General features: G+C 63.4%; 27 protein-coding genes and 1 pseudogene. 22 read left to right on the forward strand and 6 right to left on the reverse strand.

Annotated features, from left to right (window positions below; all coding sequences use genetic code 11):
• Positions 1-14: 14 nt before the first annotated feature.
• Complete coding sequence (cobS, locus tag GRI69_RS05665) at positions 15-1,007, reverse strand: cobaltochelatase subunit CobS (RefSeq protein WP_160727293.1); 993 nt, start codon at positions 1,005-1,007, stop codon at positions 15-17.
• Positions 1,008-1,062: 55 nt separating this feature from the next.
• Here cobS and GRI69_RS05670 point away from each other — a divergent pair, with 55 nt between their 5' ends.
• On the forward strand, positions 1,063-1,908 hold the full coding sequence (locus tag GRI69_RS05670) for an oxygenase MpaB family protein (RefSeq protein ID WP_160727294.1): 846 nt from the start codon (positions 1,063-1,065) through the stop codon (positions 1,906-1,908).
• A gap of 299 nt (positions 1,909-2,207) precedes the next feature.
• On the opposite strand, the gene GRI69_RS05675 is transcribed toward GRI69_RS05670, so the two are convergent.
• On the reverse strand, positions 2,208-2,810 hold the full coding sequence (locus tag GRI69_RS05675; protein WP_202391860.1) for a winged helix-turn-helix transcriptional regulator: 603 nt from the start codon (positions 2,808-2,810) through the stop codon (positions 2,208-2,210).
• A gap of 151 nt (positions 2,811-2,961) precedes the next feature.
• Between GRI69_RS05675 and GRI69_RS05680 the strand changes: the two genes are divergently transcribed.
• From GRI69_RS05680 to GRI69_RS05715, 9 genes and pseudogenes are all read left to right on the forward strand, one after another.
• Complete coding sequence (locus GRI69_RS05680; protein ID WP_160727296.1) at positions 2,962-3,381, forward strand: VOC family protein; 420 nt, start codon at positions 2,962-2,964, stop codon at positions 3,379-3,381.
• Between the two features lie 36 nt (positions 3,382-3,417).
• Positions 3,418-3,777: pseudogene (locus tag GRI69_RS16035) on the forward strand (DUF1428 domain-containing protein); the annotation flags it as partial.
• Positions 3,766-4,134, forward strand: a complete 369-nt coding sequence (locus tag GRI69_RS16040) for a DUF1428 domain-containing protein (protein WP_272916463.1) — start codon at positions 3,766-3,768, stop codon at positions 4,132-4,134. The pseudogene GRI69_RS16035 and the gene GRI69_RS16040, both read left to right, overlap by 12 nt.
• Before the next feature lie 11 nt (positions 4,135-4,145).
• On the forward strand, positions 4,146-4,799 hold the full coding sequence (locus GRI69_RS05690; protein WP_337191030.1) for a glutathione S-transferase family protein: 654 nt from the start codon (positions 4,146-4,148) through the stop codon (positions 4,797-4,799).
• On the forward strand, positions 4,792-5,574 hold the full coding sequence (locus tag GRI69_RS05695; RefSeq protein WP_160727298.1) for a VOC family protein: 783 nt from the start codon (positions 4,792-4,794) through the stop codon (positions 5,572-5,574). The genes GRI69_RS05690 and GRI69_RS05695 overlap by 8 nt, the downstream gene beginning before the upstream one ends.
• Before the next feature lie 3 nt (positions 5,575-5,577).
• Positions 5,578-6,207: a glutathione S-transferase family protein gene (locus GRI69_RS05700; protein ID WP_160727299.1), complete on the forward strand. Its 630-nt coding sequence runs from the start codon at positions 5,578-5,580 to the stop codon at positions 6,205-6,207.
• Positions 6,200-6,679: a VOC family protein gene (locus tag GRI69_RS05705; protein WP_160727300.1), complete on the forward strand. Its 480-nt coding sequence runs from the start codon at positions 6,200-6,202 to the stop codon at positions 6,677-6,679. The genes GRI69_RS05700 and GRI69_RS05705 overlap by 8 nt, the downstream gene beginning before the upstream one ends.
• Before the next feature lie 3 nt (positions 6,680-6,682).
• Entirely contained in the window at positions 6,683-7,357 is a 675-nt protein-coding gene (locus tag GRI69_RS05710; RefSeq protein WP_160727301.1) for a dihydrofolate reductase family protein, read from the forward strand.
• Entirely contained in the window at positions 7,357-8,016 is a 660-nt protein-coding gene (locus GRI69_RS05715) for a glutathione S-transferase family protein (RefSeq protein WP_202391861.1), read from the forward strand. The genes GRI69_RS05710 and GRI69_RS05715 overlap by 1 nt, the downstream gene beginning before the upstream one ends.
• 12 nt (positions 8,017-8,028) lie before the next feature.
• Here the strand turns inward: GRI69_RS05715 and GRI69_RS05720 are convergent, their stop codons facing one another.
• Positions 8,029-9,216 (reverse strand): GGDEF domain-containing protein, encoded by a 1,188-nt coding sequence (locus GRI69_RS05720; protein ID WP_237452962.1) that lies wholly within the window; start codon positions 9,214-9,216, stop codon positions 8,029-8,031.
• Positions 9,217-9,370: 154 nt separating this feature from the next.
• Positions 9,371-9,961, reverse strand: a complete 591-nt coding sequence (locus GRI69_RS05725) for a J domain-containing protein (protein WP_160727303.1) — start codon at positions 9,959-9,961, stop codon at positions 9,371-9,373.
• 59 nt (positions 9,962-10,020) lie between these two features.
• On the opposite strand from GRI69_RS05725, the gene GRI69_RS05730 reads away from it, so the two are divergent.
• The 5 genes from GRI69_RS05730 to GRI69_RS05750 are packed head-to-tail and all read left to right on the forward strand — an operon-like array spanning position 10,021 to position 13,627.
• Positions 10,021-10,293, forward strand: a complete 273-nt coding sequence (locus GRI69_RS05730) for a BolA family protein (RefSeq protein WP_160727304.1) — start codon at positions 10,021-10,023, stop codon at positions 10,291-10,293.
• The gene (locus GRI69_RS05735; RefSeq protein ID WP_160727305.1) at positions 10,290-11,021 is read left to right on the forward strand and encodes a glutathione S-transferase; all 732 of its coding nucleotides are present in this window, start codon (positions 10,290-10,292) and stop codon (positions 11,019-11,021) included. The genes GRI69_RS05730 and GRI69_RS05735 overlap by 4 nt, the downstream gene beginning before the upstream one ends.
• The gene (locus tag GRI69_RS05740; RefSeq protein WP_160727306.1) at positions 11,018-11,908 is read left to right on the forward strand and encodes a pirin family protein; all 891 of its coding nucleotides are present in this window, start codon (positions 11,018-11,020) and stop codon (positions 11,906-11,908) included. Before GRI69_RS05735 ends, GRI69_RS05740 begins: the two co-directional genes overlap by 4 nt.
• 10 nt (positions 11,909-11,918) lie before the next feature.
• Positions 11,919-12,731, forward strand: a complete 813-nt coding sequence (locus GRI69_RS05745) for an SDR family NAD(P)-dependent oxidoreductase (RefSeq protein ID WP_160727307.1) — start codon at positions 11,919-11,921, stop codon at positions 12,729-12,731.
• Entirely contained in the window at positions 12,728-13,627 is a 900-nt protein-coding gene (locus tag GRI69_RS05750) for an alpha/beta fold hydrolase (protein ID WP_160727308.1), read from the forward strand. The genes GRI69_RS05745 and GRI69_RS05750 overlap by 4 nt, the downstream gene beginning before the upstream one ends.
• On the opposite strand, the gene GRI69_RS05755 is transcribed toward GRI69_RS05750, so the two are convergent.
• Positions 13,624-14,691 carry a DUF2332 domain-containing protein gene (locus GRI69_RS05755; protein WP_160727309.1) on the reverse strand — a complete coding sequence of 356 codons (1,068 nt, stop codon included), beginning with the start codon at positions 14,689-14,691 and terminating at the stop codon, positions 13,624-13,626. The genes GRI69_RS05750 and GRI69_RS05755 overlap by 4 nt on opposite strands.
• A gap of 44 nt (positions 14,692-14,735) precedes the next feature.
• On the opposite strand from GRI69_RS05755, the gene hisG reads away from it, so the two are divergent.
• From hisG to GRI69_RS05790, 7 genes are all read left to right on the forward strand, one after another.
• A complete protein-coding gene (gene hisG / locus GRI69_RS05760) occupies positions 14,736-15,389 on the forward strand; it encodes an ATP phosphoribosyltransferase (protein ID WP_160727310.1) in 654 nt (217 codons plus the stop codon).
• Positions 15,389-16,678, forward strand: a complete 1,290-nt coding sequence (gene hisD, locus GRI69_RS05765) for a histidinol dehydrogenase (RefSeq protein WP_160727311.1) — start codon at positions 15,389-15,391, stop codon at positions 16,676-16,678. The genes hisG and hisD overlap by 1 nt, the downstream gene beginning before the upstream one ends.
• On the forward strand, positions 16,675-17,127 hold the full coding sequence (nusB, locus tag GRI69_RS05770; RefSeq protein WP_160727312.1) for a transcription antitermination factor NusB: 453 nt from the start codon (positions 16,675-16,677) through the stop codon (positions 17,125-17,127). Before hisD ends, nusB begins: the two co-directional genes overlap by 4 nt.
• A 14-nt stretch (positions 17,128-17,141) precedes the next feature.
• Positions 17,142-17,987, forward strand: coding sequence for a thiamine-phosphate kinase (thiL, locus tag GRI69_RS05775; RefSeq protein WP_337191039.1), 846 nt, complete (start codon positions 17,142-17,144; stop codon positions 17,985-17,987).
• A 149-nt stretch (positions 17,988-18,136) separates the two neighbouring features.
• Complete coding sequence (locus tag GRI69_RS05780; RefSeq protein WP_160727313.1) at positions 18,137-20,293, forward strand: sodium-translocating pyrophosphatase; 2,157 nt, start codon at positions 18,137-18,139, stop codon at positions 20,291-20,293.
• A 93-nt stretch (positions 20,294-20,386) separates the two neighbouring features.
• On the forward strand, positions 20,387-21,295 hold the full coding sequence (locus GRI69_RS05785; protein ID WP_160727314.1) for an acyl-CoA thioesterase domain-containing protein: 909 nt from the start codon (positions 20,387-20,389) through the stop codon (positions 21,293-21,295).
• Positions 21,296-21,484: 189 nt separating this feature from the next.
• Positions 21,485-23,338, forward strand: a complete 1,854-nt coding sequence (locus GRI69_RS05790) for a DEAD/DEAH box helicase (RefSeq protein ID WP_160727315.1) — start codon at positions 21,485-21,487, stop codon at positions 23,336-23,338.
• Here GRI69_RS05790 and GRI69_RS05795 read toward each other — a convergent pair.
• Positions 23,335-24,156: a universal stress protein gene (locus tag GRI69_RS05795; protein ID WP_160727316.1), complete on the reverse strand. Its 822-nt coding sequence runs from the start codon at positions 24,154-24,156 to the stop codon at positions 23,335-23,337. The genes GRI69_RS05790 and GRI69_RS05795 overlap by 4 nt on opposite strands.
• Positions 24,157-24,189: the final 33 nt, after the last annotated feature.

Raw genomic sequence — 24,189 nt, forward strand, 5'->3', positions numbered from 1 at the left:
TAGGCCATGCAACCTTAACTCTTGCCAACCACGCTCTCGGGCAGGTCTTCGCCGAAGACGCGCTGGTAATACTCGGCCACCAGCATGCGCTCTTCCTCGTCGCACTTGTTGAGGAACGACAGGCGGAAGGCGAAGCCGACATCCTTGAAGATCGCATAGTTCTGAGCCCAGGTGATCACCGTCCGCGGGCTCATCACGGTGGAGATGTCGCCGTTGATGAAGCCCTGCCGCGAAAGGTCGGCCACCTTGATCATATCGGCGAGGATCTTGGCATCGATCTCGGGATTCTTCGCTTCGACGATCTTCTGCTCGGTCTCGGCGGGCAGGTAATTCAGCGCGGTGACGATGTTCCAGCGGTCCATCTGGCCCTGGTTGATCGCCTGCGTGCCGTGATAAAGCCCGCTCGTATCGCCGAGCCCTACGGTGTTGGCCGTCGCGAAGAGGCGGAAGTTCGGATCGGGCCGGATCACGCGGTTCTGGTCCAGCAGGGTCAGCTTGCCCTGCTGTTCGAGCACGCGCTGGATCACGAACATCACGTCCGGGCGGCCCGCATCATATTCGTCGAACACAAGCGCAACCGGATGCTGCAGCGCCCAGGGCAGCAGGCCTTCGCGGAATTCGGTCACCTGCAACCCGTCCCTGAGGACGATAGCATCGCGGCCGACCAGATCGATACGGCTGATATGCGCATCGAGATTGATGCGGATGCACGGCCAGTTGAGCCGTGCCGCGACCTGTTCGATGTGCGTCGATTTGCCGGTGCCGTGATAGCCCTGCACCATCACGCGGCGATCATGCGCGAAGCCGGCGAGGATGGCGAGCGTGGTATCCGCATCGAATACATAGGCTTCGTCGAGATCGGGCGTGCGCTCGTCCGGCTTCGAAAAGGCCGGGACCTTCCAGTCGATATCGATGCCGAAAGTCTCGCGCACGTCCACCTCGGTGTCGGGCGCGGCAAGCACGGTCTTAGAGGAAGGTTCGAAGCTCTTGTCGGTCATGTCATTCATCGCCCCGGCGACGTAGGGATTTATCTCCGGCGCGCCAAGCCTATATTGGCTGGCGATGCCGCAAACTCCCCTTTCCGAAAAGCTGCGCCTGAGGCTGGTCGACAAGGTTCGGGGCGTGTTCAACGATGTCGAAGACGGCGAGCAGCCCGTCCCGCCATCGGAGGAGGCACTGTTCGAAAAGGACACGCCGATCCGCATGGTCCACGCCGATATCGTGGCGATGATGGTCGGAGGTATTCGCGGGCTGCTGCTCCAGATGCTCCACCCCCACGCGTTGCAAGGAGTGCTCGATCATTCCAATTTCCGCAGCGACATGCATGGCCGGCTGCGGCGCACGGCGCGTTTCATCGCGGTGACGAGCTTCGGGCACAGGGATGACGCCAGGACAGCAATCGAGCGGGTCAACCGTATCCATGCCGCTGTCGGGGGCACGCTTCCGGACGGGGACCCCTACTCCGCCACCGATCCGCGCGTGCTCGCCTGGGTCCATGTGGCCGAGGCAACCAGCTTCCTCGCCGCCTATATGCGCCATGTCCGCCCCGATATGCCGGGCGGTGAGCAAGACGAATACTATCGCCAGTTCGCGATCATCGCCCGTGCACTGGGGGCCGATCCGGTGCCGACCGACCGGCGCGAGGCGGAGGCGATCTTCCGCGAGCTGCGCGCCGACCTGCGGACCAGCCCCGAAGCGCGCGAGATCGCCGATCTCGTTCTCAACCAGAGACCGCAGGGCGCCCCGCCCGCCGTTCAGGCCATGCTCGGCGCGGAGGCAGTCGCCCTGCTCCCGCCCTTCGCCCGCTCGTTGCTCGGCCTTGAGCGCCCGGGCCTCACCGCCCTCCCCGCCCGCGCTGCGACATGGAGCATGGGCAAGACGCTGCGCTGGGCATTTCGGCAGGGGTGAGACACGCGTTCGGCCGTGGCCGAAGTTGGAATGCCCTCCGCCTTTTTCGAGACATGGACCACATGGACCACCGTTAAGGGGAAGAAAAAACCGTTGCGGCGTAAGGCCGGAAATGACGCTCCGCGAGACGGCGTGGCTGACTACAGCGAGTCCCAAGCTTTTCTCTATTCAGACCAAGCGCGAGGTGATCCCTATCGGTTGACATATCCTATTGATATGCAGTGTAAAACTAGTCTTCGGCGATGACTGCGGTTCACCCCAAGTCAGCTCTTTATGCGTTGATAGAAACTTGAAAAGTCTCACCCGATTTTCTCCGGCAGCTCGAACAACGCCATGAACTTATCTGCGGCGTTCAACTCGCCCTCGATGCGCGCGCCCACCTCCTCAGCCGGAACGCCGACGTAGAACATCGCGGCGAGCGAGGGTCCGGCGGGTGCAACGAAGATCGCGTCGCATTCCTCCGGTTCAATGCGTTGAACGGGCATCCGGCCGTCCGCCAGTTCCGCCACGAAGCCGACCTCGGGAAAACGGAAACCGATGCGCGTGCGCCAGTCGCCCGCCTTCCCCGGGTCCAGCATGGTGCGCAGCGAGAGCATGAAGCTCGTGGGTGACAGCGGCAGCGTGGGATCGTGCTGCGCGCTCTTCGCGGCCCAGCGGCCCAGTTCCTGGATCAGCGGCTCGGCGGCATAGCCCCATTCGGTGAGTTCATAGACCTGCGCGCCGGAAGGCGGCGGCAGCACGCGCTTCGCGAGGACATTGGCCGCTTCCAGCTTCTCCAGCCGTTCGGTCAGCACCTTGGCCGATATTCCGGGCAGGTTGGCCCGCAGCGCGGAAAAACGCAGAGGCCCAAACATTAATTCCCTGACTACGAGCAGCGACCACCGCTCGCCCACAAGTTCCATACCGAAGGCGGTACCGCAGGCATCGTTATACCACTTGCCGTGCGCGCCCGACCCAGTTGTGGTTTCTTTTTGTAACTGCATAGTTGCTTTTTGTAACTCATCCGCCCATCAAAGGCAAGTTCCGAGTCGCAGAGCGAAAGGAAGACGACCGATGACACAGATGATTTTCGTGAACCTCCCGGTCGCAGATCTGGACAGGTCCAAGGCGTTCTACGAGGCGATCGGCTTCACCAATAATCCCATGTTCAGTGACGACACCGCCGCCTGCATGGTGCTGTCGGATGCGATCTACGTGATGCTGCTGACCCACGAAAAATGGGGTGATTTCACCACCAAGGCGATCCCCGTGGGCAAGGACAGCGCGCAGGTCATGCTGGCGATCAGCCGCGACAGCAGGGAAGCGGTCGATGCCGTTACCGAAGCCGCCGCCGCGCATGGCGGTACTCCGGACTGCAACCCCAAGCAGGACCTAGGCTTCATGTACGGTCGCAGCTTCGAAGACCCTGATGGCCATATCTGGGAACCGCACTGGATGGACATGCAGGCAGCCGCCGAAGCGGTAGCGCAATAATCGCGCCGTAACATCGGCAATCCGAGGAGAGAGATGATGAGCTATTTCGACGGTTTCGTGATCGCGGTTCCCACCGCCAACAGGCAGCAATTCACCGATCACGCCAATCAGGCAGACGCCGTGTTCAAGGAACAGGGAGCAACGCGCATCGTGGAAGCCTGGGGCGACGATGTGCCCAAGGGCAAGGTCACCGATTTCCAGGGCGCCGTGCAGGCCAAGGACGACGAGACGGTCTTGTTCTCGTGGATCGAGTGGCCCGACAAGGCCACTCGCGACGAGGTCATGGCTCGCGTCGAAGAGTGGATGAAGGACCCCCGGATGGATCCGGAAAAGAACCCCATGCCCTTCGATGGCAAGCGGATGATCTATGGCGGGTTCGCGCCCTTGCTCGAAGAGGGGGAAGGCCGCCCGGGAAGCTATGTCGACGGCTTCATCATGGCCGTGCCGGATGCGAGAAAGGATGCCTACCACGACATGGCGGCCGGGGCCTGGCCGCTGTTCAAGGAATTCGGCGCGCTGCGGCTGGTCGAAACATGGGCCGACGACGTCCCTGACGGCAAGGTCACAGATTTCCGCCGCGCGGTGAAGGCCGAGGCGGGAGAGCAGGTCGTCTTCTCCTTCATCGAATGGCCCGACAAGGAAACGCGCGATGCGGGACAGAAGAAGATGATGCAACAGGATTTCGACGGCGAGATGCCGTTCGACGGCAAGCGCATGGTCATGGGCGGGTTCTGTCCGATCGTCGACCTTTGAGAAACGACGCGGTGGCCGATACCGTAACTATCTGGACGCTCGACTGGGTGCCTGAAATGCCTCGCGGGTTCGTGCGCGACTTGCGACTGCGCTGGGCGTGCGAGGAAGCGGGCGTCCCCTACCGGATCGAGACGGTGGCGTTCGACGACCGTCATACCAATCACCTCGACGCCCAGCCATTCGGACAGGTGCCGATGCTGCAGGACCGCGATCTGCACCTGTTCGAGAGCGGGGCGTGCCTGATGCACCTCGCGCACAAGAGCGAGGCGCTGATCCCGCCGGGTTCGACCCGCAGGATCGAAGTGCTCCAATGGGTCATGGCAGCGCTCAATTCAATCGAGATGGTGTCCATGCCCTGGATCGTCCTGAAATGGTCGGAGCTGGAGTTCGCCTCCATCACCGACTGGCTGGACAAGCGGCTGGAGCAGATGGAGGCCGTGCTGGCCGAGCGCGAATGGCTGGCGGGCGACCAGTTTAGCGCAGCGGACCTGATGATGGCCGACGTGCTGCGCGTCGATCTGGTCCGCAAGCACGGCGATCGACCGGCAAGCGAAGCCTATGTTGCGCGAATGACCGAACGGCCCGCCTTCCGCAAGGCGCATGCCGACCAGATGGCCCATTTCGCGGCCGCTGACGCAAGAAGAGAGGAAGTTTCAAATGGCTGACAAGCAGGGCGATTTCGTCTGGTACGAACTGATGACCACAGATGCCGACGCGGCGCAGGCGTTCTACGAACCGCTGCTCGGCTGGAAATTCGCGGGCAGCGACATGCCGGGCATCGATTACCGGATCGGCAGCAAGGACGGCACCCAAGTCGTCGGCCTGCTGGAACTGACCGGGGACATGACGAAGGGCGGCGCGCGCCCGGCATGGATCGGCTATATCGCGGCCGACGACATCCACGCCTCGATCACGGATCTGAAAGACAGGGGCGGGCAACTCCACATGGGGCCAAACCACCTCGAAGGCGTGGGCCACATGGCGCTGGTTGCCGACCCGCAGGGCGTGCCGTTCTACTTGATGCAGACCGAGGGCGAAGGCCCGGCGACATCTTTCGCCAAATACGAGCCGAAAGTCGGCCACTGTGCCTGGAATGAGCTGGTAATCGATGATCCGGACGCCGCCGACGCCTTCTATACCGGCATGTTCGGATGGCAGAAGGGTGAGGCGATGGATATGGGCGAGATGGGCGTCTACCAGATGTTCACGCAGGACGATTATGGCCTAGGCGCGATCATGAAGCGCCCGGAGCAGATGCCCGTCTCCGCCTGGGCCTTTTACTTCCGCGTGCCCGAAATCGAGGCGGCCAGAAGCCACGTTGAGAGCAGCGGCGGACAGGTGGTCAACGGCCCGATGGAAATTCCCGGCGGCGAATATGTCTGCCAGGGCTTCGACCCGCAGGGTGCCTTCTTCTCGATCATCGGACCCAAGGGAACCTGAGCCATGGCCGATTACACCCTCTTCACCAATCCGATGAGCCGCGGGCAGATTGCGCGCTGGGCGTTGCATGAGGCAGCTGCGGATTACGATACCGAGTTGGTCGACTGGCAGGACAAACCGCAGGCGCTGCTCGACGTGAACCCGATGGGCAAGGTCCCCACCCTCGTCCATCATCATCTTGGGCACGACCATGTCATCACCGAATGCGCTGCGATCTGCCATTACCTCGGGGCCATGCAGGCTCCGGAGCTTGGCCCCAAAGCAGAAGAAATGGCGGACTATTTTCGCCTGCTCTTCTTTGCGGCCGGACCGATAGAGCAAGCCGTCGTCTCGCGTTCGATGGGCTGGTCGGTCGACGATCCGCAGAAACAGGGCATGCTCGGCTTCGGCAGTTACGAGAAGGCGATGGATGCCTTCGAAACGCTGCTGTCGGATCGCGACTACGTCTGCGGCGAGCGCTTCACCATGGCCGATGTTTATGTCGGCAGCCAGGTCGACTGGGGCCTCAGCTTCGGCTCGATCCCCAAGCGGCAGGTGTTCGAGGATTATGCCGGCAGGCTGCGCGAACGCCCGGCGTACATGACGGCCAAGGCGATCGACATGAAGCTTATCGAGGAGGTCCAGAATGGCTGACAAACTCACCACCGTGCTCTGGTATGATGGCGATGCGGACGAAGCCGCCCGCTTCTATGCCGAGACTTTCCCCGACAGCTCGGTCGGCACGATCTTCCGAGCCCCCTCCGATTTCCCCAGCGGCAGCAAGGGCGACGCGCTGACAGTCGAATTCACCCTCCTCGGCCGCGCCTTTTCCGGCCTCAACGGCGGGGACCTGTTCAAGCCCAACGAAAGCGTCAGCTTCATGGTCGTAACCGAGGACCAGGCCGAAACCGACCGTTATTGGAACGCGATTGTCGGCAATGGCGGGCAGGAAAGCGAATGCGGCTGGTGCAAGGACAAGTGGGGCTTCAGCTGGCAGATCACTCCGCGCACGCTGCTCGAATCGCAAGCGGCAGGCGGCGAGGAGGCCCGGCGCGCATTCGAAGCGATGATGACCATGCAGAAGATCAACGTCGCGGCGATCGACGCTGCCCGGAAGGGAGACTGAACGATGCCGCGCAAGATCACCGGTGCCGCCTTCCTCTCGCTCGACGGGGTCATGCAGGCACCCGGCGGCCCGACCGAGGATCCCACCGGCGGGTTCGAAGAAGGCGGCTGGGTCTTCAAGCTGTGGGACGAAGGTATCGAGGAAACGCTCGGTTCGCTGTTCTCAGGCGATTACGACCTGCTGCTGGGCCGGCGGACCTACGACATCTTCGCCGCCTACTGGCCCTATGCCGAAGGCGATGAAAAGCCGATGGGCGAAGCCTTTGACCGCGCGAACAAATACGTTCTCACCCGCGGCAACCAGCCGCTCGAATGGCAGAACAGCCACCGGCTCGCGGGGGTAGAGGATGTCGCCGCGCTCAAGGAAAGTGACGGCGCGGACCTGATCATCCAGGGGTCCAGCACGATCTATCCGGCGCTGCTGGCCGCAGGGCTGATCGATACGCTCATCACCATGACCTATCCCGTCCTGCTCGGCAGCGGGAAGCGGCTGTTCGGGAGAGGCACACTCACAGATAGGCTGGAGATGACCGACCGCCGGGTGACCGACAAGGGCACGATCGTTGCCACCTATCGCCCCGGCGGAACGCTGCCGCCCTATCCCGACGAAGGCCCGATCCCGGTTACCAGCGAACGCGAACTGGCCCGCCGCGCGCTGATGGACGCGGGAGAGTGGTGATGCTGGCGCTCTATGGCCATCGCTTTTCGTCCTTCACATGGAAGGCGCTGATCCCGCTCTATGCAAACGGCACCGCCTTCGAATTTCGCGATGTCGATCCGGGAGCGGAGGATGGCCCCGCCAATATGGACTTCGTCCGCAAGGTACATCCGGCAGGCAAGTTTCCGGTGCTGGTCGATGGCGAGACGACCGTGATCGAGGCGACCTCAATCGCCGAATACCTGGCCGTCCACCATCCCGGAGAAGCCCCGCTGATCCCCGCCGATCCGGCCCAGGCGACCACCGCGCGAATGATGGACCGTGTGTTCGACAATTACGTGATGGGCACAGCCCAGCTCGTCGTGAACGCCTATCTAGCCGATGCGCAGAACCCCGACCCGCAGCAGGTGGAACTGGGGCGCGAAGGGTTGAAGCGCGCCTATACCTGGCTCGATGCCTGGCTGGCGGAGAACACCCTGCCACCGCACGTGAGCCTCGTCACCTGTGCAGCTGCGCCATCGCTGTTCTACGCCGACTGGGTGAAGCGCATTCCCGCCGACTGTCCGCGGGTCGCCGCCTTGCGCGAAGAGGCTCTCGCCCTTCCCGCAGTAGCGCGCTGCGTTGAGGACGCGCGGCCTTATCGCGACTATTTCCCGCTCGGCGCGCCAGAGAGGGACTGACATGCATCCGAGCTAATGATTGTATGACGAGAGATTGGCAGTTGCGACCGTGTTTCGGCCAGCCGCTTTAGCCTCATAGAGCGCCAGATCAGACCTCCGGCATAAGTCCGAAAGCTCATCAGTCTCCTGCAACTCGGCCACTCCGAATGATGCGGTGACTGCCGTGTCGGTATTGAAGCGATTTGGCAGCTTATCCGAAATTGAAATTCTGATATACTCGGCAAGCTCGCTGGCCTGAAGCGAATTGCGGCCCGGAAGCAGTATAGCAAATTCTTCGCCGCCCAACCGAGCGACCATGTCCCGGTCTTCAACCGAGTTGGCCAGCAAATCGGCAATATCGGCAATAACCGTATCGCCCGCGGCGTGACCGAAACTATCATTGATCGATTTGAACCGATCCAGATCCAGCGTGATCAAGGCCAGCGGCAAACCGTTCTTCTTTGCGCACTGGATCGAGATTTCTCCCCGAGCCTCGAATCCACGGCGGTTGAGGACGCCCGATAGCGGATCTGTTTCCGACTGGGCCACCATTTCACTGGTCGTGTCGCGCATTATCACCAGCAGCAAAGCCAGAGCCAGGGCGATGAGAATGACCGAGCCCATGGTCTGGGAAATCGCCGCATATTGAGAGGCGAGATACCCCTGTGGACCAGCCGCCATTCCCATTTTCCACGCGATCACGGGCTTGGCCAGATAAAAGATGACAGCCAGTCCGCTCACAATGATCAACAGCTTGTCGAGAGCCATTTTCCTACCTGAGCGGACGACGACCCATGCCATCAATGCTTGCAGTGTTGCATAAGGGGATTGGTAAAGTAGCGCCCGCACCGTCGAATCATATGGCAAGATAAGCAATGCCGGTGTGATCAGAAACGCCGCACCCCAGACGAGCGTAATTGGCAATCTCGGTGTCTTGACACGATAATGCCTCGCAACACCGATCAGTCCGAACGTCAGGGCAGTCAAATAAATAAGGTAGATCCCGACCACAGCAAGTTCGGGATCCACCAGCCAAGGGAGAATGAATTCCAGTACGACGTCAAGAACACCGGCTCCGTACGCTGCCGCCAGCCACCGGGCGCCTCGAACGGTCGGATGCGTGGAAGCAACCACAGCGAATGCAACCGCAAACAAACTTGCGATGAACATGTTGATGCTGAGGACAAAGGCAGCTGTCATAATGCGAAAAAGCGAAGGCAAGTAAGCGATAGCCTACGAGTGCGAACTGTTCCTTAACGCCTTATTATATTTTTCGGCAAACCCCGGTGGTTTTTGCCTGACGCGACATCCGTTATTCCAACCACAAGATAACGCGTCATTTTTCACAAATCCGGACGGAACGATCCCATCCTTCCTAACCGATAGAACGTGACTTCCTCAGCGTCTGGTAGGCTTGGACCACGCGGTTGAGGCGAGTTTCGAATTGCCGATCGCCGCCGTTGCGGTCGGGGTGATAGCGACGGACCAGTTCGGTATAGCGCCGCCGCAGCCTGCCCTTGTCGATGTTGGTGCCAAGCCCCATCACCTCCAGCGCCTCGGCCTCTTCGCGGCTGAAACGGCCGTCCATGGCCATTTCCGCTTCGCGCTGGGCGCGGCTCCTGATGCCGCTGGCACGCGCGGAGATCGCGTCGAGGGGATCGTCGTAATCCGCCCAGCGCGGCATCCCATCGACGCCGGCAGCGGGCCGGAAAGTCGGGCTTTCCGTACGCCAGCCGCTCGTCGGCCCCTGCGCATCGAGGATTTCTTCGGCGCTCATCCCTTCGAACCAGTCATAGCCCGCGTTGAATTCGCGCACGTGATCCAGGCACATCCAGCGCCACTGTCCCGGCCCGTCATACCGATGGCCGCTGCCCGGCGCGCGGAACTCTCCCGGCTCGTCGCAAGCGGGGTGATCGCACACCCTGCCGGTATCTTCGTATCTTCCGTGAAACCTTGACTGGCGCATTCGTTCTAGAATGGTGAGCGAATTGCGCTATGCAAACCTTAAAGAGGAGAATTGAGCGGATGGCCGAAACGGTCCAGCAGGAAATGGAACGTCTCTTGACAGAGGCTTTCAGCCCAACCCGGCTCGACGTGATCAACGACAGTGCCACGCACCACGGCCATGCCGGGGACGACGGCAGCGGGGAATCGCATTTCACCGTGGTCATCGAAGCCCCCGCCTTTGCCGACAAGAGCAGGCTGGAACGCCAGCGCATGGTCAACCGCGCGCTGGGCGACATACCGGGCGAGCGGGTCCATGCCCTTGCCATTCAGGCTTCGGCCCCGACGCCATGAGTTCGGCGCCGTACGATCTCTGGTACTGGCCCTCCATCCAGGGCCGCGGGGAGTTCGTCCGCCTGTTCATGGCCCCAGCCGGGATCGACTATCGTGACCGGGCGCGCGATCTGGATGCGCAGGCGCTGGTCGAGGATATGGAAGAGCGCGAGGAGCGCGGCGGCTTCGCGCCCTATGCCCCGCCCTATCTCGTTGAACGCGACAGCGGCTTCACCATCGCGCAGGCGGCGCATATCCTTACCTGGCTCACCGACCGGCACGATCTGGGCACCGGCGAAATGGAGACCGATCTCCACCTGATCCAGTTGCAGCTGACGATCACCGACATCGTTGCGGAGGTGCACGGCACGCATCATCCCATGGCCAGCAGCCTCTATTACGACGATCAAAAGGAAGCGGCGGCGCAGGCCGCGAAGGCCTTTCGCGAAGAGCGCATTCCCAAGTATTTCTCGTATTTCGAGCGCGCCTATGGCGTCCATCCGGGGCCCTTCGCAGCGGGCGGGAAGTGGTCCCATGTGGACACGTCGATCTTCCAGCTGGTCGAGGGTCTGCGCTATGCTTTCCCGCAGAGGATGGCAGCGATCGAAGGCGATTACCTGGCCCTGATGGACGCCCGGGATGCTGTCGCAAATCTGGGCGGTGTCGCAAGCTATCTGGACAGCGAGCGCCGGATACCCTTCAACGAAGACGGAATCTTTCGTCACTACGAGGAGTTGGACGGACAATGAGCCAGATCGAACTGACGCTTACGCCAACCACCCACGATCTGGGCCAGTTCGACGTCCGACGCGTGCTCCCGTCCAAGAAGCGAACGATGGTCGGCCCCTTCATCTTCGTCGACCAGTTCGGCCCGGCGCAGCTCGATCTCGGCAGCGGGATGGACGTGCGGCCGCATCCGCACATCAACCTCGCCACGGTCACCTGGCTGTTCGAAGGCGCGATCGATCACCGCGACAGTATCGGCAGCTTCGCCACCATCCGGCCCGGACAGGTCAACCTGATGACTGCTGGGAAAGGCATCGTCCATTCCGAACGCTCACCGGAAGCGGAGCGCAATGCCGGTCCGCGCCTTTACGGGATGCAGACCTGGCTCGCCCTGCCCGACGGGCGCGAGGAGATCGACCCGGCCTTCGAAGCGGTGACGGATCTTCCCATCGTCGAGGATGGCCGGGCGCGGGCCATCGTGATCATGGGCGAATTGTGGGGCGAACGTGCGCCCACCACCACCCATGCCGATACGATCTACGCCGAAATCGTTCTCGGTGCAGGCGGCGCCATCCCGCTTGAAGAGGATGCCGACGAACGCGCGGTGATGCTGGTAAGCGGCGAAGCGAGCGTCGACGGACACGAGCTCCGGCTATACGAACTCGCCGTTCTCCAGCCCGGTCGCGACATGACGCTGGAAAGCAGATCGGGCGCCCGCGTGATGCTGCTCGGCGGCGAGGCATTCGAGAACAAGCGCCATGTCTGGTGGAACTTCGTTAGCTCCAGCCGCGACCGGATCAACCAGGCCAAGGAAGACTGGCGCGAACGCCGCTTCGCCGAAGTGCCGGGCGACAGCGAAGAGCGCATTCCCCTGCCCGAAGGCGAGCCCAAGACCGTCACCTATCCCTGAAGGAAATCCCATGAGTTTCGAAGGCAAGACTGCCTGGATCACCGGCTCATCCTCCGGCATCGGGGCTGCCTTAGCGAAAGAATGGGCCAGCCGGGGCGCAAACATCATCCTGTCGGGCCGTGACGAGGGTCGGCTTAGCGCGGTCGCGGGGCGGCTCGAAACGGAGACGCTTACCCTGCCCTTCGACGTCCGCGACTCCCAGGCGATGAGTGAAGCTGCGGACACCGCCATCGGCTGGAAGGACGGGATCGACGTCTTCGTCGCCAATGCCGGCATTTCGCAGCGCAGCCCGGCAGTCGAAACCGCCATGCAGGTCTACCGCGACATCATCGAGATCGACCTCACCGCGCAGATCGCCGCGACACAGGCGCTGCTTCCGCACATGACCGGACGCGGCAGCGGAAGGCTGGTGTTCGTCTCCTCCATCGCGGGCAAAGTGGGCGTGCCCATGCGCACTGCCTATTGCGCGGCGAAGCACGGCCTGATCGGTTATGCCGACGCGCTGCGCGGAGAGCTGTCGCAAAGCGGGATCGACGTGCACGTCATCTGCCCCGGCTCGGTCGCCACCGATGTCAGCCGCAACGCGCTTACATCCGACGGAACCAAGCGCGGGCGCAGCGACGAGGTGATCGACAAAGGCATCGCGCCCGATGATGCCGCCAAGCGGATCGTCGATGCGATCGAGCTCAACCAGCGCGAGATCATCGTAGCCGAAGGTATGGAAGAAGCGATGGGCGAGATGCGCCGCACGCCGGACCAGCTGTTCGACCAGGTCGCCGGCATGGTGGCGAAAGGGTATATGGAAAAGATGCAGGCCGAATGATGGACCAGATCCGCGTCATCCTCGCCAACGGGATCGAACTCGATTGCGTGGATAGCGGCCCGCGCGGAGCGCCGGTGCTGATCTTCCTTCACGGCTTTCCCGAAAGCCACCGGACCTGGCGGCACCAGATCGCGCATTTCAGTGATCGCTATCGCTGCATCGCGCCCGACCAGCGCGGCTATCGCGGATCGTCCAAGCCGGAGGGAGAGGAAAATTACTCCCCGGACAAGCTGGTGGGCGATATCTTCCTGCTGGCCGACGCCTTGGGGGTGACGGAATTCACGGTGGTCGGCCACGACTGGGGCGGCGCAATCGCCTGGGGTGTGGCCATGGCGGGGCAGGAAATGGGCAGCGTGAAGCGCGCCATCATTGCCAACGCGCCGCACCACGCGGTCTTCCAGAAGCTGCTCTACACCTCGCCCGTGCAGCGCAAGGCGAGCCAGTACATGCGCGGCTTCCGCGATCCCGCCAACGATGCGCTGGTGCACGAACATGGCCTTGGCGGCCTGCTGATGCAGGAGATCAAGTGGGACGCGCCCGACAAGATGGAGCCGGAGGAGCGCGAACGCCTGCTGGAAGAATGGCAGGACCGCGATGCCGCCTTCGCGATGCTCAACTGGTACCGCGCCAGCCCGATCGATATTCCGCCGATGGATGCGCCCTTCGAGCTTCCCGAAGACTGGTCGCACACGCCTTTCCCGCGCCTGCGCATCCCGACGCTGGTCATCTGGGCGCAGAACGATCTTGCCCTGCCGCCGGAAAACACCGCCGAACTCGGCGACCATGTCGAGGACCTGACTCTCGTCGAAGTGCCGGACTGCGGCCATTTTGTGCCGTGGGAAGCGCCTAGGGCAGTCAACGCGGCAATGGAGGAATTTCTCGAGCGGACGGCCTAGCCGCCGAGCCACTCCACCCATGCGCCATGCGGATGCGCATTGGCGAGATGCACCGCCTCTTCGCCTCCGGGCCAGTATCGCACCTTGAGCTCGTGCTGGAAGGTCTTGCGATTGGTTTCGAGCGCGACATGCGCCAGCGGCCTCTCCGAAGTCGCTGTGGCTCCCGCCTCCTGCAACGCTTTCTCGATCCGCTCCTGCGTGAAATCGGGCAGATATTGCCACATGATCGAATGCGCGATTACGCGCGTCGCGCCCTCGCCTTGTTCGCGTGCGAGTTCTTTCTCGACCCAGTCGCCGGCATCCATCCGCTCGATCTCGGGGGGCATGCGCTCGGCCAGTGCAATCGCCGCGTCGATGCGGGCCATCCTGCCGGTGGCATCGGGCCAGACGTAGCTCTTGAGACGCAGCGCCTGCCGCACGTCGGTCAGGTCGACCGGCGAGATGTCGCTGCCTCGGGCATCGGTGAAGCCGATGTCGTTGACAGGCGGGGGGCGGCCGCGCCATTCCGGCTCGATCTGCATCCGGCTGGTGCTCGGGCCAGTGGCCACGCCACCGAGATTATAGCGATAGCGGCCCATCATCGTATTGATGCCGGCGCTCGCCCCGATCTCGAGGAATTCGAACTGCCCCGTCGTGCGGCCATCCGCCAGCCACAGCAGCGCTGCGGCGAAACTGGCAGAACGCCCTGCCTCGTTGGTCTGCGGCGGTCCGTCGAGCCAGGGCATGAGCTGGGTATCATAGGCTTCCACGATTTCGCGAATGAGCGCGTCGACATCGTCCTGCGATGCGACACGGCCTGCGTAGACATCCTCCAGCCGGGGCTCCTCGCCCGCCAGCAGCAAGTTGTGGATTCCGCCCGCAATCCTGAGCGGCATGGCGTCACGCAGTCCCAGGCCCTGCCAGGCGAATATCCGGCGTGCGGTGGCAGCTTGGCTTCCCTCCAGCGCCAGCAGCGCGCGGATGACCTGCGCCGTACCCGGTGCACCTGCCTTTTCGGCGTGCTCTGCCTGCCATTCGATCGCTTCAGGGACCGAAACCATATCCATCACGCCGTCATCGGCCATATCCGTTGCCCTTTTTCGTCCGTGACCCTATCTGCCGCACCGCAATGACCGACAGTCTTACCTTTGCCATACCCAAGGGCCGCATCCTCGAAGAGGCGCTGCCCGTCATGGCGCGCGCGGGCGTCGTGCCGGAAGATGCCTTTCACGACAAGGCGAACCGCTCGCTGACATTCGCTACTACGCGCGAAGACATGCGCCTGATCCGCGTGCGGGCCTTCGACGTGGCGACTTTCGTTGCCCATGGCGCAGCGCAGCTGGGCATCGTCGGTTCCGACGTGATCGAGGAATTCGACTATGCGGAACTTTATGCGCCGGTCGATCTCGATATCGGCCGATGCCACCTCTCGGTGGCCGAACCTGCGGGCGCCCGGGCGACTAACGGGGCCAGTCACCTGCGCGTCGCGACGAAATATCCCAACCTGACCCGCCGCCATTTCGAGGCGCGCGGTATCCAGGCCGAATGCGTGAAGCTGAACGGCGCGATGGAGATCGCCCCCGAACTCGGCCTCGCCGGGCGGATCGTTGATCTCGTGTCGACCGGTACCACGCTGCGCGAAAACGGGCTCGTCGAGACCAGCCGGATCATGGACATCACCGCGCGTCTGATCGTGAATCGCGCTGCGCTGAAAACCGATCCGCGGGTCGGTGCACTGGTCGAGGCCTTTCGCGCGATCAGCGAAGAACGGACAGCCGCCTGATGCAGTTGCTCCGCACTTCCGACGCCGATTTCGAGTCGAAGTTCGAGCGTGTCGTACGCGACCGGCGCGAGAGCGATGCGCAGGTGGGCCGCGATGTAAGCGACATCCTCAATGAGGTGCGCGAGCGAGGCGACAGCGCGCTGGTGGAATATACCAAGCGTTTCGATCAGCATAACCTGACCGGAGATGCCGACTGGTCGATCTCAAAGGAGGAGTGCAAGGCAGCCTACGACCGGCTCGACGGCGAACTGCGCAAAGCGCTCGAAACCGCCGCGACACGCATCCGCGCCTATCACGCAGGCCAGCTGCCCGAGGACCGCGATTATACCGACGATATCGGAATGCGGCTCGGCGCGCGCTGGAACGCTGTGGAGGCGGCCGGTCTCTACGTCCCCGGCGGACGCGCGGCCTATCCGTCCTCGCTGCTGATGAACGCCATCCCCGCCAAGGTCGCGGGCGTCGAGCGGCTGGTGGTCGCCACGCCCACGCCCAAGGGCGAAGCGAACGACCTTGTACTGGCCGCCGCGCATGTCGCGGGCGTGGACGAAATCTGGCGTGTCGGCGGCGCGCAGGCGGTGGCTGCGCTCGCCTATGGCACGAAGCGGATCGAACGCGTCGACGTGATTACTGGGCCGGGCAATGCCTGGGTCGCCGAAGCCAAGCGCCAGCTTTACGGCGTGGTCGGCATCGACATGGTCGCAGGGCCCAGCGAAATCCTCGTCATCGCCGACGGTAACAACGATCCCCAGTGGATCGCCGCCGACCTCCTGAGCCAGGCCGAGCACGACCCTACCAGCCAGTCGATCCTGATCACCGACGATCGCGGGCTTGCCGCACAGGTCGAGGATGCGATCGATCTCGAGTTTCTAAACCTTCCTACCGCGAAGACCGCCAGGGCAAGCTGGGCCGATCACGGGCTGATCGTCATCGTCGACAGCCTCGACGAAGCGCCCGCCCTGTCTGACCGCCTCGCTGCCGAGCATGTCGAAATCGCGACCGACGATCCCGAGGCGATCTTTGCGAAGCTGCGGCATGCGGGCAGCGTCTTCCTCGGCCGCAATACGCCCGAAGCGGTGGGCGACTACATCGCCGGCCCGAACCACGTGCTACCCACAGGCCGCCGCGCACGTTTCGCCAGCGGCCTGTCGGTGCTCGATTTCATGAAGCGCACCAGCTTTATCGGCGCGTCCGAAGATGCGCTGCGGGCCATCGGCCCCGCCGCCGTGCGCCTGGCCGAGGCCGAGGGCCTCCCCGCGCATGCCCTTTCGATTTCCAGGAGGCTTGCTTGAGCCAGAATTCCCGTTCCCAGTCCCGCAGCGCCGCCCGCCTTGGCGCGGTGCAGGCACTCTACCAGCAGCAGATGGAAAAAACCGCGACCGCGAAGCTGCTGAACGAGTTCCACCAGCACCGCCTCGGCAAGGTGATCGAGGACGACGAATATGCCGATGCCGACGTCGATTTCTTCGACGATGTGGTCAGAGGCGTGGATGCCCGCCGCGAAGAGATCGACGAATTGCTGACAGCGCGGCTCGCCTCGGGCTGGACGCTCGCACGGCTCGACAAGACCATGCTCCAGATCCTGCGCGCCGGCACCTATGAGCTCATTGCGCGCAGCGACGTGCCCAAGGCCGCAGCCATCAGCGAATATGTCGATGTGGCCAAGGCCTTCTTCGACGACCGCGAAGCCAAGTTCGTCAACGGCATCCTCGACGCTGTGGCCAAAGAGGCGGGACGCTGAACGAGCGCGAGTTCATTTCCGCCCTGCGTGCGCTGGCAACCAGTCCCGAAGCGCGCGGGCTGGAAGACGATGCCGCGGTCATAGAGATCGGCGGCGAAACACTGGTCCTGACCCACGATACGCTGGTCGACGGCGTGCATGTCCTCGAAGGGCAGGACCCGGCAGACATTGCGTGGAAGCTGGTAGCGGTGAACCTGTCGGACCTCGCCGCCAAAGGCGCGGAGCCAGTGGGCATCCTCGTCTCGCATATGCTGGGCGACGACGATCACCGCTTCATCGCCGGGCTGCGCGAGATTTGCGAGACATATGACGTCCCCCTGCTGGGCGGTGATACCGTGCGCGCCGAAGGCCGCCGCGTCTGGGGCTGCACCGCCATAGGGCGCGCGGCCCACCGACCCGTGCCATCGCGGAGCGGAGCCACCGCAGGCGACACGATCTATCTGGGCGGCCCGATCGGCAGGGCGATGACCGGGTTCGAAAGCCTCCGGGATGACGGCGAGCAGGACGACACCAGTTACCGCCGCCCTACCCCGCAGCTTGAATTGGGCGAAAAGCTCGCATCACTCGTCACCGCGATGATGGACGTTTCCGATGGGCTTCTGCTCGATGCTTCGCGTATCGCCCATGCCAGCCAGGTCACCTTGTCGCTCAGTAGCAAGGCGCTGGAGCCACTCGCGCCGCAAGGCAGGCTGGACGAAGCCCTTCGTTGGGGCGACGACTACGTTCTCATATGCACCGGACCCGCCCGGCTGGAGGCGGAATTGCCACTCACGCCCATCGGTGAAGTCCTCCCAAGAGGTGCTGCAGCAGTGATGCTCGACGGTGAACCTCCCCACGGCGATCTGGGCTACACGCACTGAACTTTCGGGCAGGGGCAGAAAAAGGCGCGGAAATGTGCGCGACTGCCCCCTTGCCAGCAATTCAATGCCCCTTATACCTTCCCGCCATCTTGCGTCGGCGTCTCCCATGCCGGGTCGCATCGAACATATAATCGGGAGGGGAGTTTTTCGTGAACCTTGTAATCCTATCCATAGGGTTGGGACTGTTGGCCGTCGTGTACGGTTTCGTCACCAGCCGCCAGGTGCTCAGTGCGGGCGCAGGCAATGAGAAAATGCAGGAAATCGCCGCCGCCATCCAGGAAGGCGCGCAGGCCTATCTGAAGCGGCAGTACACTACCATCAGCTTCGTCGGCGTCGTCGTCGCCGCGCTGGTCTTCGTTTTCCTCGGAATCATTCCGACTGTCGGTTTCGTTATAGGGGCGGTCCTGTCGGGCGTCGCGGGCTTCATCGGGATGAATATCTCGGTACGTTCCAATGTGCGGACAGCCGCCGCCGCGCAGAGCGGGTTGCAGCAGGGTCTCACCCTCGCCTTCCGCGCAGGTGCCATCACCGGCATGCTTGTTGCAGGTCTCGCCCTGCTCGCGATTGCCGTGTTCTTCTGGTATCTTGTCGGTCCGGGCGGTCATGCGCCCAATAGCCGTGAAGTGATCGACGGTCTGGTCGGCCTCGCCTTCGGTGCCTCGCTTATCTCGATCTTCGCACGTCTGGGCGGCGGTATCTTCACCAAGGCTGCCGATGTCGGCGCCGACCTTGTCGGCAAGGTCGAGGCAGGTATTCCCGAAGACGACCCGCGCAACCCCGCGGTGATCGCGGACAATGTGGGCGACAATGTCGGCGACTGCGCCGGTATGGCTGCCGACCTGTTCGAAACCTATGTCGTCACCGTGGGTGCGACCATGGTACTCACCGCCTTGCTGCTGGGCGAACGGCTGGGCGACCTGCTGCTGCCGATGATGGCGCTGCCCCTGCTGATCGGCGGTGCGTGCATCGTGACCAGCATCATCGGGACCTATTTCGTGAAGCTGAGCAAGGGCGGCACGAATGTGATGGGCGCGATGTACAAAGGTTTCATCGTGACTGCCCTTCTGTCGATCCCGCTCATCTGGCTGGCGATCAATGTATCGCTCGGCGGTATGGGGACCGAAATCGGTGCGGCCATTTCCGGCATCGACGTAGGCGCTCCACTGGCCGAGGAAGGCACCACTGAACAGGTGACGAGCTTCACCGGTTGGGACCTGTTCTGGTGCTCGCTGATCGGTCTGGCCATCACCGGCCTGATCATCTGGATCACGGAGTATTACACCGGCACGAATTTCCGTCCGGTGCGCTCCATCGCCAAGGCTTCGGAAACGGGCCACGGCACGAATGTGATTCAGGGCCTTGCCATCAGCCTCGAATCCACCGCCCTGCCCACACTGCTGATCGTAGCGGGCATCATCGGGACCTTCGAACTCGCCGGCCTGATGGGCATTGCCTATGCGGCGACAGCGATGCTGGCGCTGGCCGGCATGGTCGTTGCGCTCGACGCCTATGGTCCGGTGACGGACAATGCAGGCGGTATCGCCGAAATGGCCGGTCTGGACGACAGTGTCCGCGAAAAGACCGACCTGCTCGACGCGGTGGGCAACACCACCAAGGCGGTGACCAAGGGATATGCGATCGGATCGGCCGGCCTCGCTGCGCTGGTGCTGTTCGCTGCCTATACCACTGACCTTGCCGAGTTCTTCCCGAACGCGGACGTCGATTTCAGCCTCGAGAACCCCTACGTCATCGTGGGTCTGCTCCTCGGCGCACTGCTCCCTTACCTGTTCGGTTCGATGGGCATGACCGCCGTGGGCCGCGCTGCGGGCGACGTGGTCAAGGATGTGCGTGAACAGTTCGCTGCCGATGCGGGCATCATGGCCGGCACCAGCAAGCCGGACTATGCGCGCACGGTCGACCTGGTGACCAAGGCCGCGATCAAGGAAATGATCATTCCTTCAATGCTGCCGGTGCTCGCTCCGATCGTGGTCTACTTCCTGATCACCTTCATCGCGGGACAGGAGAACGGCTTTGCCGCGCTTGGCGCATTGCTGCTCGGCGTCATCGTCGGCGGTATCTTCGTCGCGCTTTCCATGACCGCAGGCGGCGGCGCATGGGATAATGCGAAGAAGTACATCGAGGACGGCAATCACGGCGGCAAGGGCAGCGAAGCCCACAAGGCCGCGGTGACCGGCGATACCGTGGGCGATCCCTACAAGGATACCGCAGGTCCCGCCGTCAACCCGATGATCAAGATCACCAACATCGTCGCGCTGCTGCTGCTGGCGGCTCTCGCGGCTGGCTGATCGCTTCGATCACGATGCTAGAATGGGCGGCGGCACTCCGGTGTCGCCGTCTTTTTCTTGACCCTCACGTAAACGGAACGCACATGCCGCGGCGTGAGTGACAGCAAGACCCCAGAACAACTCGTTGCCGGCCTCGTCCGCCTGCTGACCGTGACACCCGCGGGCGACAAAGCCTTTACCGGCGGCCAGCAACCCGGCGGCATCGGCCGCGTATTCGGCGGCCAGGTGATTGCACAGGCGCTCCAGTCCGCCCAGGCCACAGCACCTGAGGGCATGGAGGCGCATTCGCTCCACGCCTACTTCCTGCGCGGCGGGCGCGAAGGCGTGGACATCGACTATGCGGTCGCCGCCGATTTCGACGGGCGCAGCTTCGCCAACCGCCGGGTGGTGGCGCGACAGGACGGTTCGGCAATCCTCAACCTTACCGCCAGCTTCCAGCTTCCGGAGCGAGGGCTGGAACATGACGATTGCCCCATGCCCGACGTGCCCGCCCCCGAAGACCTGCCCTCCGACACGGAGATGCGGAAGAAATTCCTCGCCGAGATGGGCGAAGTTTCCGATGCCCAGCGCGAACTGATGACCCGTCCGCGCCCCATAGAGATGCGGACCAGCGGCGAGCTTCACTGGATGAATGCGGACAAGAAGCCGCCCCGCGCCCACAGCTGGTTCCGCGCTGCCGCCGCATTGCCAGACGATCCGGCACTGCACCGCGCCGTGATCGCCTATGCCAGCGATTACACCCTGCTGGGCACCTCTGCCCTGCCCCACGGACTGAGCTGGGCACGCGGCGAACTCAAGGGGGCCAGCCTCGATCACGCCATCTGGTTCCATCGTCCGGCACTCGAGTCGTTTCGGGCCGACGAATGGTTGCTCTACGCCACGGACAGCCCGTGGTCTGGCGGGGGCCGCGGCTTCAACCGCGGACGGATCTTCAACCGCGATGGAGAACTGGTGGCGAACGTGGCGCAGGAAGGCGTCGTGCGGAAGGCGCGGCGTGGCTGATCTCCGGGTGATGAAAATAACGCAAGCCAAACGCGCATAAACACTGTAGGGGGCCGCTCAACCGCAGGTCGCGTGGTTGCCGATAGTACCGGCGAGCGACCCGATAGCCGCGCCGAGTGCGGCTTCCGCTTCCCCCTTCTACCCTCGGCGCCGCGCAACGATGCGGCGCCTCTTTCGTTTGTGAGCATCATGAGTTTCGAAACCCTCCCGCCGATGATCGGCGAAGCCCTTTCCGAGCGCGGCTATACCGCCCTCACCCCTGTCCAGTCCGCCGTCGTCGAAGACGAAGCGCGCGGACGCGACCTGATAGTGTCCGCCCAGACGGGCTCGGGCAAGACGGTCGCCTTCGGCCTTGCCATGGCCGATACCCTGCTAGCCGAAACCGCCAATCTGGCGCTGGTCGAACAGCCGCTGCTCCTGGTGATCGCGCCCACGCGCGAACTCGCGCTGCAGGTCAGCCGGGAACTCGGCTGGCTTTATGCCAAGGCCGGTCTGCGCATTGCCACCTGCGTCGGCGGAATGGATGCAAGCAAGGAACGCCGTGCCCTGCGCACGGGCCCCGCCATCGTGGTGGGTACGCCGGGCCGCCTGCGCGATCATCTCGAACGCGGCGCGCTCGACCTTTCCGGTCTGGCCGGTGTCGTGCTCGACGAAGCCGACGAGATGCTCGACATGGGCTTTCGCGAAGATCTCGAGGAAATCCTCGACGCCACTCCCGACAAGCGTCGCACGCTGCTGTTCTCCGCCACCATGCCCCCGGCCATCGTCCGACTGGCAGAGCGGTACCAGTCCAACGCGCTGCGCCTGTCTCTGGCGGGCGAGACCCGCGGACATGGTGACATTTCCTATCAGGCGATCACGGTCAGCCCTTCGGAAATCGAGAACGCGGTGGTCAACCTCCTGCGCTTTCATGAGGCCGAGACTGCCATCTGTTTCTGCGCCACACGCGACAGCGTCCGCCGCCTCCACGCGACTCTGCAGAACCGCGGCTTCGGCGTAGTTGCCCTTTCGGGCGAGCACTCCCAGTCGGAGCGCAACCAGGCCCTGCAGGCGCTGCGCGACCGCCGCGCCCGCGTCTGCGTTGCAACCGACGTGGCTGCACGAGGGATCGACCTGCCGACGCTGAGCCTCGTCATCCATGTCGAAATCCCGCGCGATGCGGAAACGCTGCAGCACCGTTCTGGCCGTACCGGACGTGCGGGCAAGAAGGGCACTGCGGCCATCGTCGTGCCCTACAACCGCCGCAAGCGGGTCGAGAGCATGCTGCGGGGCGCGAAGATCGCCGCCGAGTGGATGGATGCGCCAACCCCCGAAGCCATCGCCAAGAAAGACCGTGCGCGGCTGATGGAAAAGCTCACTGCGCCAACCGAATTTGACGAGGCGGACCGCGATCTGGGCAAGGAATTGCTGGCCAAGCTTTCGGCAGAGGACATCGCCGCTGCCCTGGTCCATGCACACCGCGCCAAGATGCCGCACCCCGAAGAGCTGCTCGCGAATACGCCCGAAGCGCGCGACAAAGCCAAGGCCGAACGCCATCGTCCCGGTTTCGAGGATGTGGTCTGGTTCAAGATCGGCATCGGCCGCCGCCAGAATGCCGAACCACGCTGGATCCTGCCGCTGCTATGCCGCCGCGGTCACATCACCCGTAACGAAATCGGCGCGATCCGCATCGGCCAGCACGAAAGCTGGTTCCAGGTGCCGAAAACCGCCGCCACGAAATTCGCCGATGCCATTGCCCGCACGGCCGATACCGATGACGAGCAGGACGCTATCGTCATCGAGGAATCTCCCGATGGCCCACGCGTCGAAGCCCGCCAGAACCGTCGCGATTTCGGCGGTGGCGATGGCGGCGACGGCCCCCGCGTGCGCCCGAAGCCCTTCGGAAAGGGCCCGCGCAAGGGACCGAGCGATGGCTCCGGCGGCAAGAAGTCAGGGGGCGACAAGCCTCCCTTCAAGAAAGGCAAACCCGGCGGTTTCAAGGGCAAGCCAGGTGGCAAGCCGTTCGCCGGAAAGCGTAAACCGGGCGGTCCGCCACGGTCCTAGTGCTTTAGCAGAAGGGGCACCCGCACATCGGAAAGCATGGCCCGCGTGACTCCACCGAATACCCATTCGGACAGACGCGTGCGGCCATAGGCTCCCATCACGATCAGTCCGACGCCCCGGACATCGGCTGCATTCCGGATCGCCTGGGCCGTGCCGTTCTCGGATTGCTCGAGCTCGACCATTTCGCTCGATATGCGATGATGAGATAGATAGTCCGCACCGCGTATCGGCGGCAGGTCGAACTTGTCCTTGCTGCCCCCCTTCTTCGTCTGCACCGTAGCCAGATATACTGTGCTGGCCCGTTTCAGAAACGGAAGGGCGGCGCGCAGCGCGTGGGAGGCTTCGGCCGATCCGTCCCACGCTACCAACGCAGGCTTTTCCAGGTCCATCCGCGTGCATTCATCGGGGAGAACGAGAACGGGACAGTCTGCGGTCAGCGCGAGTTCGCCCGCCGTGAAGGAGGGTGCCTCGCCCCCCGCACGAGGCTCGCGTTCGCCAACGACCACGAGATCGGCCAGCGACGACCGCTTCAAAAGGGCCAGCGCGACTGGGCCAGCCTTGTCCACCCAGTCCCAGGGAACGTCCTCGTTCGCAAGGTCCCTTTCGGTTTCCTCGCGAAACTTGCGCACTTCTTCTCGCCACACCGGCACCATGGCAGCAAAGGCAGCACCGTAGGGGTCGTTACTCGCCGCTACCTCGTAAGGCATGGCCGTCAAGAGTGTCAGATGGCTGTCGAAAGCTCTTGCGAGGTCCAGAACGACATCCAATCGGCGTGAGTGGCCCGGATCTTGGTGGGCATTGAAGAGGAGCGATTTCATGGCGGAACTCCACGCAGTTTCGGCTCGCAGACT

This window comes from Qipengyuania vulgaris, from assembly GCF_009827325.1.
Classification (GTDB): Bacteria; Pseudomonadota; Alphaproteobacteria; order Sphingomonadales; family Sphingomonadaceae; genus Qipengyuania; species Qipengyuania vulgaris.